Genomic DNA, 12,838 nt, shown 5'->3' on the forward strand with positions numbered 1-12,838 from the left:
GTCCAACGGGGTGGAAACGGCGCGGGTGCCCGCTCGCGGCGGGCGCGCGCACACGCGGAGCGTGCTGCGCAAGCTCGCCGAACTGCCGCGCGCCGCCGAGGGCACCCGCGGGGACCTCACCTCGATCGTCGAGCAGTTGCGCCGTCCGCCGCGGCGGCGGGGACTGGTCGTGGTGGTCTCGGACTTCCTGGGCGACACCGCCTGGCAGCGCCCGCTGCGGGCGCTGGCCGCCCGGCACGATCTGATCGCCGTCGAGGTGATCGACCCGCGCGACGTCGACCTGCCGGAGGTCGGCACGATCGTGCTCGCCGACCCGGAGACCGGACGGCAGCGCGAAGTGCACGCTTCGGCGCTGCTGCGGCGCGAGTTCGCCGCCGCCGCGCAGGCCCACCGGGACCTGGTGGCGAGGACCCTGCGCCAGTGCGGAGCCGCCCATCTGGTCCTGCGCACGGATTCGGACTGGATCGCCGACACCGTCCGGTTCGTGGTCGCGCGCAAACGACGCTGGTCTGGGGGAGCCGCGTGAGTCTGAGCGGGTTCAGTGCGCCGTGGTGGTTCCTGCTGCTGATCGTGGTGGCGGCGGTGACCGCGGGCTATGTCGTGGCGCAGCGGATGCGCAGGCGGCGCACCCTGCGGTTTTCCAATCTGGAGCTGCTCGAACGGGTCGCGCCGAAGGCGCAGGGCTGGCCCCGGCACCTGCCTGCCGCGCTGCTGATCGTGTCGCTGATCCTGCTGATCGTGGGCCTGGCGGGCCCCACCGCCGAGCAGAAGGTGCCCCGCAACCGGGCCACCGTGATGCTGGTCATCGACGTTTCGCTGTCGATGGAGGCCACCGACGTCAAGCCCACCCGGATCCGGGCGGCGCAGGACGCGGCCACCGCCTTCGCCCGGGGACTCACCCCGGGGATCAACCTCGGGCTGGTGTCCTTCGCCGGTACGGCGACCGTCCTGGTGGCGCCCACCACGGAACGGCAGAACGTGGTCACCGCGATCGGCGGTCTCAAGCTCGCGCAGTCCACCGCGACCGGGGAGGGCATCTATGCCGCCCTGCAGGCCGTGCAGGGCTTTTCCGCCATGGTGGGCGGGGCCGAGGGGCCGCCGCCCGCCCGGATCGTGCTGATGAGCGACGGCAAGCAGACCGTGCCCGAGGACCTGTACGCCCCGAGGGGCGCGTTCACCGCCGCGCAGGAGGCCAAGAAGGAGCAGGTGCCGATCTCGACCATCTCGTTCGGCACCGACCACGGGACCGTGGAGATCGACGGCCGTCAGGTGCCCGTGGACGTCGACGACGGCTCGCTGCAGGAGGTGGCACGCCTGTCGGGTGGCGACTTCTACCAGGCCGGGTCCGCCGAGCAGCTCAAGCAGGTCTACCGGGACCTCGGCGAGCAGATCGGGTACGAGCTCAAGGAGGCCGACGCGAGCAGGCCATGGGTCATGCTCGGCACACTGGCGCTGATCGTGTCCGCCGGGACCGCCCTCGTCCTCGGCCAGCGCCTCCCCTGACCCCTGCCGGTTGCCGGTGCCGGTCGCTGTGAGGGGACCCCTCACGGCCGCGTTCCCGGCCGGGCAGAGGGGTTCAGGGTCAGGTGCCGGAGGCGAAGTCGTGCTGGCGCCAGGCTTCGTAGATCGCGATCGAGGCGGTGTTGGCCAGGTTCAGTGAACGGGAGCCGGGCCGCATCGGCAGCCGCACCCGGTCGGTGATCTGCGGTGCGGAGAGCACCTCCTCGGGCAGTCCCACCGATTCCGGGCCGAACAGCAGGACGTCTCCTGGCTGGTAGGCGACGTCGGTGTAGCGTCGCTGCGCTCGTGCGCTGAAGGCGTACACGTTCGCGGGCAGCAGGGACTTCCACGCCGCGTCCAGGTCCGGATGCACCCGCACGTGCGCCAGATCGTGGTAGTCCAGGCCCGCGCGCTTCAACTGCTTGTCCTCCAGGACGAAACCGAGCGGCTCGACGAGGTGCAGCTCGATCCCGGTGTTGGCGGCGAGCCGGATCGCGTTGCCGGTGTTGGGCGGGATTTCGGGGTGGTAGAACAGGACCCGGAACATGGGCACCACGGTACGGGCGTCCCGGACACGGCCGGTGCCGAGGCTGGCGCTCAGCCGTGCAGTGCGCGGTAGGCGTTCGCCGCGCCCGGGTGCAGCGGCACGTCACCGGTGCCGATCAGGGTGCGGACGTCGAGGAACTGGGTGCCGACGGCCTGGGCGGGCACCAGCTGCCCGGCGCGCCGCACGAGCAGCTGTGTGACGTCGGAGGCCACCTCCGCCGGCAGTTCGGGACGGCACACCAGCAGGTTCGCCATCCCGATCGTGTCCACCTCGCCGCCGTGGCGGTACGCGCCCGCGGGCAGCCGGACGACCTCGGAGCCGGGCACGGTGGTGCGCAGCGCGGGCAGGGACGGGGTCAGCGGCAGCAGCCTGATCCCGATCTGGTTGTCCAAAACGGACAGTACGGGCAGCGGGACGCCGCCGGAGACGAGCATCGCGTCGAGTTCGCGGGCCGCCAGCGCCCGTGCGGCGTCGGTCATGGACAGGTGCCGCACCGAGACGTCGCGCAGTCCCCGCACCAGCCGCTCGCCGAGCACCGCGCCGCCGGAGCCGCTCGCGCCGAGCGAAACCGAGCGCCCGGCCAGTTCGGGGAGCGCGGTGACCGGGGAGTCCGCCCGCACCGCCAGCTGCAGGTAGTTCTCGTACACCCGGCCCAGTGCCCGCAACGGGACCGGGCGGGGGAACGGGTCACGCCCGGCGAGGGCGTCCTCGGCGATGTCGGACAGCGTGATCGCCAGCTCCGCCTGCCCCGCCTCGAGCAGGATCAGGTTCGCCACGCTGGCCGGCGTGGGCATCGCGACGCAGTCCAGCCCCGGGTACGCCGTGTGCAGTTCGGTGGCCAGCAACTGCCCGAACGCGAGGTAGAAACCGGATTCCTCGCCGGTCGCGATGCGCATCCGGCCGGACGGGCCGCTCGCCGCCGGTGGCGCCGCCGCGGTCAGGCCCGCGCCCGTGGCGGCGAGCGCGACCCCGGTGCGCAGCAGGGTTCGCCTCGTGATCACGCCGGAGTCCCTTCCGGTGCACCCGGGGACGGCAGCGTGACGCGCACGACGAGGCCGTGCGGGGCGGCCGCCTCCAGCTCCAGCCGTCCGCCGCGGCCCGCCACCAGCCGCTCGGCGATCGCCAGCCCCAGGCCGGTGCCCGGCAGGCCCCGGTGCCGTTCGGAACGCCAGAACCGGTCCTGCGCCCGTGCCAGCTCGGCCCCGGAGAGTCCGGGACCGTCGTCGCGGACCTCCAGCACGGGGCCCCGGGTGCGCACCCGCACCCGGGTCCCCGGCCCGGTGTACTTGATCGCGTTGTCCAGCAGCACGTCCAGGATCTGGGCGAGCTCGGCCTCCGTGCAGGCCGCCCGCCCGGGCCCGGCCGCGCACCCCAGCTCCACACCGGCGCGCCCGGCCACCGGCTCCCACAGGTGCACCTGCGCCGCGGCCACCGCGGCCACCGCGCAGGACACCTCGCCGGGGCCGCCCACCGCGAGTTCGCCCGCGCGGTGCTCGGCACTGGCCAGCGTCAGCAGATCGTCGAGGAGATGCTCGATGCGGTCCAGTTCGCCGACCGCGCCGGAGTAGGCGCGCTGCGCCGCCGCGGGCAGGTGCGGGCCCAGCGCGTCGATCCGCAGGCGCAGCGCGGTCATCGGATTGCGCATCTGGTGCGAGGTGTCGGCGAGCAGGCGGCGCTGCTGGTCCAGCGCCGAGGTCACGGTGTCGGACATGCGGTTGAACCCGGCGATCAGTTTGCGCAGCTCCGGCGGGCCCGCCAGCGCCGGATGCTCGGGCGGCAGACCCGCGGTGAGCCGGCCCACCGCGCGGTCCAGGCGCCGCATCGGCCCCAGCAGCCACCGCGTGGCCACCAGCGCGAGCGCCACGCAGGCCAGCGCGACCAGCGCGGCCCCGGTGAGCACGAGCATCCAGGTGCGGGCCACGTCCGCCGCCGCGGCCCGCACCGAAGCCCGCATCACCACCGCGCCGGACACCCGCGTGCCGGTGCCCGCCGGGCGCGCGAGCAGCACCGGCGCCGACGACCACGGCCGCACCACCCCGGCCGCCGGGCCCGGCTGGTTGCGCAGCACCACGTCCACCAGTGACGCCACCGCGGGATCCGAAACGCTCATTCCACCGGTCTCGACCATCGGCACCCGGCGGGCGGTGACCACCACGACCGGTTCGCCGTAGAGCTCGGTGTACCGCCGGATCTCCGCGGCCAGGGTGCCCGGTTCCCCGGTCGTGACGGCCTGGTCGGTCAGGACCGCGAACCGCTCCAGATCGGACCCTCGCGCCAGCAGCAGCTGCTGGGTGCGTTCGGTGGCGGTGACCGCCAGCAGCGGGAAGGTGAACGAAGCCGTCGCGAGCACCACGAACGCGAGCAGCACGGTCAGGACCCGGGTGCGCACTCACGCACCCAGCCGGTAGCCGAAGCCGCGGATCGTGGTCAGCAGCTCCGGGCGGCGCAGCTTCGCCCGCAACTGGGTGAGGTGCACGTCGAGCGAGCGGGAGATGGCGAGATAGGCGTCGCCCCACACCTCGTCCATCAGCTGCTGACGGCTCACCGCGGTGCCCGCGCGGGCGGCCAGCACGGCGAGCACGGCGAACTCCTTGGGGGTCAGTTCGACCTCCTGCCCGCCGGCGAAGACCCGCCGCGCGTCGAGGTCCACCTCGACGTCGCCCACGACCACGGTCCGCGCCGCGGGGCTGGGGGCCTGGGCGGCGCGCCGCGTCACCGCGTCGATGCGGGCAAGGAGTTCGCTCAGCCGCACCGGTTTGACCAGGTAGTCGTCGGCGCCGAGGCGCAGGCCCCGCACCACCGACCGTTCGTCGCCGCGGGCGGTGAGCACGATGACCGGCAGCGCGGTCACCGCCCGCAGCTTGCGCAGCACCTCGAGGCCGTCGAGATCGGGCAGGCCCAGGTCGAGCAGCACCAGTTCGGCGTCGCGGTGGGCGAGCAGGGCATCGGCGCCGCGGCGCACCCGGGACGGCGTGTGGCCGTGCGAGCCCAGCGAGTCGAGAAGCGCGTCGGCCACCCCGTCGTCGTCCTCGACCAGCAGCACCCGCACGGCCACAGCCTAAACAGCGCGGACCGGTCAGTCCTCGGGCACCATGGCCGAGTCCTTGGCGGTGTCCCGCATCCGGACGTAGACGATCAGTGAGACGAACACGCACACGGTCACGTAGTAGAAGAACCACGATTCGTGCCCGGCCTGCTTGGCCCACAGCGCCAGGTATTCGGCCGTGCCGCCGAAGACCGCCACCGCCACCGAGTACGGCAGGCCAACGCCGAGCGCGCGGACGCTGGTCGGGAACAGCTCGGCCTTCACCACCGCGCTGATCGAGGTGTACGCGGCGCTGACCCCCAGCGGCACCGTCATCAGCAGGAACGCGAAGGCCGGGTTCTTCGTGTGCGCCAGCAGGGTCAGCGAAGGCACCGTGACCAGCGTGCCGAGCACCCCGAAGGCGATCAGCATCGGGCGGCGGCCCACGCGGTCCGACAGCGCGCCCAGCAGCGGCTGCAGCACCACGAACACCAGCAGGGCGAAGAAGTTGATCCAGGCCGCGGTCGGCTTGCTGATCCCGCTGGTGTTGACCATGAACTTCTGCAGGTAGGTGGTGTAGGTGTAGAAGAACAGCGTGCCGCCCATGGTCAGCCCGACCACCAGCGCGACCTCGCGCGGGTGGCGCATCAGCTCGCGCAGGGTGCCGTTGGCGGCACGCGAGTCGGCCGCCTTCGCCGCTTCGAAGCTGGCCGATTCGTCCATGCCGCGCCGCAGGTACAGCACGACGAGCGCGCCCAGCGCGCCGATCGCGAACGCGATCCGCCAGCCCCAGCTGTCCAGCTGCGCGGTGGTGAGCACCTGCTGGAGCACGATCTGCACGGCGAGCGCGACGAGCTGGCCCGCGATGAGGGTGACGTACTGGTAGCTCGAGTAGTAGCCGCGCTTGCCTTCGGTGGCCACTTCGGACATGTAGGTCGCCGAGGTCGAGTACTCGCCGCCGACGGAGATGCCCTGCAGCAGGCGCGCCAGCACCAGCAGGATCGGCGCCGCGACGCCGATGCTGCGGTAACCGGGGGTGAGCGCGATCAGCAGCGAGCCGCACGCCATCAGCGAGACCGACAGCGTCAGCGCGGCGCGCCTGCCGTACCGGTCGGCGTAGCGGCCCAGCAGCCAGCCGCCCAGCGGGCGCATCAGGAAGCCGACCGCGAACACGCCCGCGGTGTTGAGCAACTGGGCGGTCGCGTCGCCCTTGGGGAAGAACGTGGCGGCGAAGTAGACGCTGAACGCGGTGTAGGCATACCAGTCGTACCACTCGATCAGGTTGCCCACCGAGCCGCGCAGGATGTTGCCGACCACCCGGTTGCGCGACGGCGTCGCTGTCCGCCCTGACAACTGCGCTGTCATTCGAAAACTCCCTTGTCCGTGACGGGAAACAACCTCCGGTCCCGACCCGGTCCGCGGCAAGGGCGGCGGCGCAGACCTAACAGTCCCTTAGGACGGTTACTTCCGCGTAGTGGTGTCGGTGCGGCAGGCGGTGCGGTCGGCGGTTAACCTCAGCGCGGCAGCATCGAAGCGAAGACGAAGGCGAGGAACGCTACGTGGGACGGTCGGTTCTGGTCACCGGGGGCAATCGGGGCATCGGCCTGGCGATCGCCCGTGGCCTCGCGGCGCAGGGGCACAGCGTCGCCGTGACGCACCGGGGTTCCGGGGCGCCGGAAGGCCTGTTCGGCGTCGAGGCCGACGTCACCGACAGCGAGCAGATCGACGCCGCCTTCAAGCAGGTCGAGGAGCACCAGGGGCCGGTCGAGGTGCTGGTGTCCAACGCCGGGATCACCGACGACACGCTCCTGATGCGGATGAGCGAGGAGCAGTTCACCCGGGTGATCGACGCGAACCTCACCGGGGCCTACCGGGTCGCCAAGCGCGCCTCGCGCGGCATGCTGCGCGCCAAGTGGGGCCGGTTCGTCTTCATCTCCTCGGTGGTCGGGCTCTCGGGCGGCGCCGGTCAGGTCAACTACGCGGCCAGCAAGGCCGGGCTGGTCGGCATGGCGCGCTCCCTGACCCGCGAACTCGGTTCGCGCAACATCACGGCCAACGTCGTCGCCCCCGGTTTCGTGGTCACCGACATGACCAACGCGCTCACCGAGGAGCAGCGGGCCGCCGCGCTGGCCCAGATCCCCGCGGGCCGCTACGGCGATCCGGCCGACATCGCCGCCGCGGTGCGGTTCCTGGCCTCCGACGAGGCGGCCTACGTCAACGGCGCCGTGCTGCCGGTCGACGGCGGCCTCGGCATGGGCCACTGACACCGTTCCCCGGCGTTGCGCCGCCCGCGCAACACCCTCCAGGTTTCCCCGTTCGGCGAGAAAGGACTGGTTTTGCCCGGACTGCTCGAAGGTAAGCGGTTGCTGATCACCGGCGTCATCACCGACGCCTCCATCGCGTTCCACGCGGCCAAGCTGGCGCAGGAGCAGGGCGCCAGGGTGGTGCTCACCGGGTTCGGCCGGATGTCGCTGGTGGAGCGCATCGCCCAGCGGCTGCCCGAACCGGCTCCGGTGATCGAACTCGACGTGCAGAACCCCGAGCACCTCGGCACCCTGGCCGACCGCGTGCGCGAGCACGTCGACGGGCTGGACGGCGTGCTGCACTCGATCGCGTTCGCGCCGCAGAGCTGCCTGGGCGCGCCGTTCCTGGACGCGCCCAAGGAGGACGTGTCCACCGCGGTGGAGGTCTCGGCCTACTCGTTCAAGTCGCTGGCCACGGCGGTGCTGCCGCTGCTGGCCACGGGCTCTTCGGTGATCGGCATGGACTTCGACGCGCGCGTGGCCTGGCCCGCCTACAACTGGATGGGTGTGGCCAAGGCGGCGCTGGAGTCGGTCAACCGGTACCTGGCACGGGAACTCGGTCCGCACGGCATCCGGGTGAACCTGGTGGCGGCCGGCCCGGTCAAGACCATGGCCGCGAAGTCGATCCCGGGTTTCGGGGAGCTCGAGAGCGGCTGGGGCGACCGCGCCCCGCTCGGCTGGGACGCCACCGACCCCACACCGGTGGCCAAGAGCATCTGCGCGCTGCTCTCGGACTGGCTGCCCGCCACCACCGGCTCGATGGTCTGGGTCGACGGCGGCGTCCACGCCCTGGGCATGTAACTGGTCCGCCCCCATCCAGCCTGGTAGTGCCGTGAAGGGTCCCTTCACAGTCGTTCCGACTGTGAAGGGACCCTTCACGGCACTCCGCGGCGCCGGAGCGCCCGCGGCCCCGGAGGGCGTGGGCTGGGTCATAGCGGCAAGATGAGGGCCGTGAGCTACGACGCGCTGCTGTGGTTGTCCTTCGGCGGGCCCGAGGCGCCGGACGAGGTCATGCCGTTCCTGGAGAACGTGACCCGGGGCCGGGGCGTCCCGCCGGAGCGGCTGGCCGAGGTCGCCGAGCACTACCGGCACTTCGGGGGCGTCTCGCCGATCAACGGCCTCAACCGTGCGGCGATCGCCGCGGTGGAGAAGGAACTCGCCGCGCAGGGCATCGCGCTGCCGGTGTATTTCGGCAACCGCAACTGGCATCCCATGGTGGAGGACACCCTCGCCCGGATGGCCGCCGACGGGGTGCGCCGCGCCCTGGTGTTCCCGACCAGCGCCTACGGCGGGTATTCGGCCTGCCGCCAGTACGACGAGGACATCCTTCGCGCCAGGGCGGCCGTCGGCGAGGGGGCGCCGGAGCTGACCAAGCTGCGCCAGTTCTTCGACCACCCGCTGTTCATCGGGGCCTTCGCCGACGCGCTGCGGATCGCGCGCGCCGGGCTGTCCGAGGCCCGTGTCGTGTTCACCGCGCATTCGGTGCCCGACAGCGCCGACCTCGCGGCGGGCCCGCCCGGGGAGGGCGGCCGCCGCTACTCGCGGCAGATCGCCGAGGCGGCCCGCCTGGTCGCCGCCGAGGCCGGGGTGACCGAGTACGACCTGGTGTGGCAGTCCCGCTCGGGCCCGCCGCAGATCCCGTGGCTCGAACCCGACATCGTCGACCACATCGACGCCCTGCACGCCCGGGGGGAGCGCGGGGTCGTGGTGTGCCCGGTCGGGTTCGTGTCCGACCACCTCGAAGTCGTGTGGGACCTGGACAACGAGGCCGCCGAACGGGCCGCCGAGCTGGGCATGGGCTTTGCCAGGGCGGCCACGCCCAACGGCGATCCGCGGTTCGCGGAGCTGGTCGTGGAACTGGTGCGCGAGCACCTGTCCGGTGCCCCCGTCCGCAAGCTTTCGACGTTCACCGCGGCCGGTTGCACGGTCAACGGGGCACTGTGCGCGACCGGCTGCTGCGAACCGGTGCGGCGGCCTACTGGGGCCGCTCGGCCTGGTCGGTGAACAGCCGCACCGCCTCGTTGATCGCCGCGTAGCGGGCGATCCGCACCGCGTCGCCGAGGGGACGCAGCGCGTCGGCCCGCAGCACGGCCGCCGAGGCCGACACCGCGCCGCCGGGGTCGTCGGTGTGGGCGAGCGCGAGGATCCCGCCGATCTCCTCGGCGCGCTGGAGCACGCGCAGGGTGCGGCCGGAAGTGCCCGCGGGCCAGGACAGTTTCGGCCGTGCCCGCAGCCACGCCGACAACTCGGCGCGCACCCCGGGCCGGTCCCTGGCCACGTCCAGCGCCTTCAGCGCACCGGCGGAATCCCGGATCGCATCGGTCAGCCCGTGTTCGGCGTCGGCGAGGCCGATGTACTCCGAGGCACCGGGAAAGTCCACTTTGTACACGTGCCAGCGCATCAGGCCCTCCGCGATCGCCTGGGGCACCAGGCCGAACCCGATGCCCGGCAGCACCACCGCCTCACCGGCGCGCAGCGCGGCCGCGGTGAACGGGCCGCCCCCGCCGAGCCCGCGGACGTCACCGGGCACCGGCAGCACCAGGCGGGCGCTTCCGGCGTTCTTCGCGCGCAGCGCGGCGAGCAGCCGCACCAGCGTGGCCGGGAAATCCCCGGTGAGCGGGAGGTCGAGTGCCACCGCCGAATCGGCGTCGGCCGCGACCACCTCATGGGCCTCACCCCAGGCGAGCAGGGCGTCGAGCACGTCGTCGGGCGCCGCGGCGCCGGAAAGCCACGCCGAGGTCCATACGGTCAGGGTCGCACTGGGACAGCACACGAAGATTCAGAATACGGCAAGACGGGCCTGGAGTTGCTCCACGTGGACGGCGCGCCCGATCCGGGGCTAGCGTCGTAGAGGTGAACCCCGTACCCGAACACCTTCCCCGCACCGTGGGGGAGTTGCGCGCGGCAGGATACACCTCCCGCGGCATCAAAACCGAGATCCACGACAACCTGCTCGCCGCACTGCGGTCCGGGCGGGACCCGTGGCCGGGCATCGTCGGGTTCTCGCGGACGGTGCTGCCGCAGCTCGAGCGCGCGCTCCTCGCCGGGCACGACGTGGTGCTGCTGGGCGAGCGCGGCCAGGGCAAGACGCGCCTGCTGCGCACCCTGGCCGGGCTGCTCGACGAGTGGACCCCGGTCATCGAGGGCGCCGAACTCGCCGAGCACCCGCTGGACCCGATCACCCCGGCCTCGATCCGCCGTGCCGCCGAACTGGGCGACGAACTGCCGGTCGCCTGGCTGCACCGCAGCCGCCGCTACACCGAGAAGCTGGCCACACCGGACACCTCGGTCGGCGATCTGATCGGCGACGTCGACCCGGTGAAGGTTGCCGAGGGACGCAGCCTCGGCGACCCGGAGACCATCCACTTCGGACTCGTGCCGCGGGCGCACCGCGGCATCGTGGCGATCAACGAACTGCCCGACCTGGCCGAGCGGATCCAGGTGGCGCTGCTCAACGTGATGGAGGAGCGCGACATCCAGGTCCGCGGCTACACCCTGCGGCTGCCGCTGGACGTGCTGATGGTGGCCACCGCCAACCCCGAGGACTACACGAACCGCGGCCGGATCATCACCCCGCTCAAGGACCGCTTCGGCGCGGAGATCCGCACGCACTACCCGCTGGACGTGGCCGCCGAGGTCGACGTGGTCCGCCAGGAGGCGCATCTGGTGGCCGAGGTCGGCGAGCCGCTGCTGGAGGTGCTGGCGCGGTTCGTGCGCAATCTGCGGGAATCCACGGTCATCGACCAGCGCTCCGGGGTTTCGGCCCGGTTCGCGGTGGCCGCGGCGGAGACGGTGGCGGCCGCGGCACTGCGCCGTGCCGCGATCACCGGCGAGGATCCGCCGGTCGCGCGCCCGGTCGACCTGGACGCGGTGCCCGCGGTGCTGCGCGGCAAGGTCGAGTTCGAACCGGGGGAGGAGGGCCGGGAGAACGAGCACCTGGTGCACCTGCTGCGGCGCGCGGTGGCCGAAACCGCGCGGGACCGCTTCGGCGGCCTGAACCTGCGTCCGCTGGTTCAGGCCGTGGCCGACGGACACCTGGTCGCCACCGGGGAGAGGGTGCCGGGCGCGGAGGTGCTGTCGGCGCTGCCGGAACTGCCGGTCCTGCACGAGGTCGCCGCGCGTGCCGACGTTTCCGCCGGTGACCCGCCGGGCCGGATCGCGGCCGCGGTGGAGCTGGCGCTGGAGTCGCTCTACCTGGCCCGCCAGCTGGCCAAGGACTCCGACGACGCGACGACGGTGTACGGGCCGTGACCGCCCCGCCGACGTACTTTTTCCCGCGGAGGCGGCGATGAGCACCGTTCCCGAGGGGTACTCCTACGGGCCGTGGCACGACGGGCCGGATCCGCTGGCGCCGCCGATCGACCTGCGGGACGCGCTGGAGGAGATCGGCCGGGACGTGATGGGCGGGTCGTCGCCGCGCGCCGCGCTGGAGGAGCTGCTGCGGCGCGGGACGCCGGACACGGCCGGTCTGGACGAGCTGACCCGGCGGGTGTGGCAGCGCCGGTCCGAGATCCAGCGCAGGCACCGGCTCGACGGCACGCTGCAGGAGGTCCGGCGCCTCCTGGACGAGGCGCTGGACGCCGAGCGGCGGACGCTGTTCCCGGACCCGTCGGACGAAGCGCGCCTGCAGGAGGCGGAGCTGGACGCCCTGCCGCCCGGGACCGCGGCGGCCGTGCGCGAGCTGGCGGACTACCAGTGGCGCTCGGGGCAGGGGCGGGAGAACTACGAGAAGATCCGGGACCTGCTCGGCCCGGAGATGCTCGAGGCCCGCTTCCAGGGCATGAAACAGGCGTTGCAGAACACCGGTCCCGAGGACGTCGAGCGGATCAACCGGATGCTCTCCGACCTCAACGCGCTGCTCGACGCGCACGCCCGCGGGGCCGACGACATCGGTGAGCGGTTCGACGAGTTCATGCGCCGCCACGGGGAGTTCTTCCCGGAAAACCCGCGCAACGTCGAGGAACTGATCGACGCGCTGGCCGCCCGGTCCGCCGCCGCCCAGCGGATGCTGAACTCGATGAGCGAACAGCAGCGGGCGGAGCTGGCCGGCCTCGCGCAGCAGGCGTTCGGTGATCCCCGCATCGCCGGACAGCTGGCGGACCTGGACGCGCGGCTGCGCGCGATGCGGCCGGGCGAGGACTGGACCTCCTCGGCCCGCTTCCGGGGCCAGGATCCGCTCGGGCTGGGCGAAGGCGCCCGGGCGATGGCCGATCTGGCGGAGCTGGACGCGCTGGCCGAACAGCTCGCGCAGTCCTATCCGGGCGCACGGCTGGAGGACATCGACCTGGAGGCACTGCAGCGCCAGCTCGGCGACGACGCCGGGGTGGACGCCCGCAGACTGGCCGAGCTGGAGCGGGAACTGCGCCGCCAGGGCCTGTTCGAGCGGGCGCCGGACGGGTCGCTTCGCCTGTCCCCCAAGGCCTTGCGGCGTCTGGGCGAGACGGCGCTCGCGGACGTGGTGCA

Annotated in this window: 12 protein-coding genes and 1 pseudogene; 7 read left to right on the top strand and 6 right to left on the bottom strand. The window is 72.8% G+C overall.

Going from position 1 to position 12,838, the window contains the following annotated elements; genetic code table 11:
- The coding region (locus tag FNH05_RS18995; protein WP_483964227.1) for a DUF58 domain-containing protein at positions 1–526 on the top strand (526 nt) is incomplete at its 5' end.
- Complete coding sequence (locus FNH05_RS19000) at positions 523–1,503, top strand: VWA domain-containing protein (RefSeq protein ID WP_144590041.1); 981 nt, start codon at positions 523–525, stop codon at positions 1,501–1,503. The genes FNH05_RS18995 and FNH05_RS19000, both read left to right, overlap by 4 nt.
- A 79-nt stretch (positions 1,504–1,582) precedes the next feature.
- Here the strand turns inward: FNH05_RS19000 and FNH05_RS19005 are convergent, their stop codons facing one another.
- Genes FNH05_RS19005 through FNH05_RS19025 form a run of 5 tightly spaced genes read right to left on the bottom strand, consistent with a single transcriptional unit; the run spans position 1,583 to position 6,437 of the window.
- On the bottom strand, positions 1,583–2,047 hold the full coding sequence (locus tag FNH05_RS19005) for a tRNA (cytidine(34)-2'-O)-methyltransferase (protein ID WP_144590042.1): 465 nt from the start codon (positions 2,045–2,047) through the stop codon (positions 1,583–1,585).
- 50 nt (positions 2,048–2,097) lie between these two features.
- Positions 2,098–3,048: a TAXI family TRAP transporter solute-binding subunit gene (locus FNH05_RS19010; protein WP_144590043.1), complete on the bottom strand. Its 951-nt coding sequence runs from the start codon at positions 3,046–3,048 to the stop codon at positions 2,098–2,100.
- The gene (locus FNH05_RS19015) at positions 3,045–4,436 is read right to left on the bottom strand and encodes a sensor histidine kinase (protein WP_144590044.1); all 1,392 of its coding nucleotides are present in this window, start codon (positions 4,434–4,436) and stop codon (positions 3,045–3,047) included. The genes FNH05_RS19010 and FNH05_RS19015 overlap by 4 nt, the downstream gene beginning before the upstream one ends.
- Positions 4,437–5,096: a response regulator transcription factor gene (locus FNH05_RS19020; protein ID WP_186382621.1), complete on the bottom strand. Its 660-nt coding sequence runs from the start codon at positions 5,094–5,096 to the stop codon at positions 4,437–4,439.
- A 27-nt stretch (positions 5,097–5,123) separates the two neighbouring features.
- A complete protein-coding gene (locus tag FNH05_RS19025; RefSeq protein WP_144590046.1) occupies positions 5,124–6,437 on the bottom strand; it encodes an MFS transporter in 1,314 nt (437 codons plus the stop codon).
- 194 nt (positions 6,438–6,631) lie between these two features.
- Between FNH05_RS19025 and fabG the strand changes: the two genes are divergently transcribed.
- From fabG to FNH05_RS19040, 3 genes are all read left to right on the top strand, one after another.
- The gene (gene fabG / locus FNH05_RS19030; RefSeq protein WP_144590047.1) at positions 6,632–7,336 is read left to right on the top strand and encodes a beta-ketoacyl-ACP reductase; all 705 of its coding nucleotides are present in this window, start codon (positions 6,632–6,634) and stop codon (positions 7,334–7,336) included.
- A gap of 72 nt (positions 7,337–7,408) precedes the next feature.
- Complete coding sequence (fabI, locus tag FNH05_RS19035; RefSeq protein ID WP_144590048.1) at positions 7,409–8,176, top strand: enoyl-ACP reductase FabI; 768 nt, start codon at positions 7,409–7,411, stop codon at positions 8,174–8,176.
- A gap of 150 nt (positions 8,177–8,326) precedes the next feature.
- Positions 8,327–9,379 carry a ferrochelatase gene (locus tag FNH05_RS19040; RefSeq protein WP_144590049.1) on the top strand — a complete coding sequence of 351 codons (1,053 nt, stop codon included), beginning with the start codon at positions 8,327–8,329 and terminating at the stop codon, positions 9,377–9,379.
- Here the strand turns inward: FNH05_RS19040 and FNH05_RS19045 are convergent.
- The gene (locus tag FNH05_RS19045; protein ID WP_144590050.1) at positions 9,351–10,148 is read right to left on the bottom strand and encodes a hypothetical protein; all 798 of its coding nucleotides are present in this window, start codon (positions 10,146–10,148) and stop codon (positions 9,351–9,353) included. The two genes, FNH05_RS19040 and FNH05_RS19045, sit on opposite strands and share 29 nt — an antisense overlap.
- Positions 10,149–10,228: 80 nt before the next feature.
- Between FNH05_RS19045 and FNH05_RS19050 the strand changes: the two genes are divergently transcribed.
- Both FNH05_RS19050 and FNH05_RS19055 read left to right on the top strand, forming a co-directional pair.
- Positions 10,229–11,626 (top strand): sigma 54-interacting transcriptional regulator, encoded by a 1,398-nt coding sequence (locus FNH05_RS19050; protein ID WP_144590051.1) that lies wholly within the window; start codon positions 10,229–10,231, stop codon positions 11,624–11,626.
- A gap of 37 nt (positions 11,627–11,663) precedes the next feature.
- Positions 11,664–12,838: pseudogene (locus tag FNH05_RS19055) on the top strand (hypothetical protein); the annotation flags it as partial.

It is taken from the genome of Amycolatopsis rhizosphaerae (assembly GCF_007713715.1).
Classification (GTDB): Bacteria; Actinomycetota; Actinomycetes; order Mycobacteriales; family Pseudonocardiaceae; genus Amycolatopsis_E; species Amycolatopsis_E rhizosphaerae.

Excerpts from the sequence above, each read along its gene's own strand:
- FNH05_RS19005 (WP_144590042.1), bottom strand. The coding sequence starts at position 2,047 with ATGTTCCGGGTCCTGTTCTACCACCCCGAAATCCCGCCCAACACCGGC.
- FNH05_RS19025 (WP_144590046.1), bottom strand. The coding sequence starts at position 6,437 with ATGACAGCGCAGTTGTCAGGGCGGACAGCGACGCCGTCGCGCAACCGG.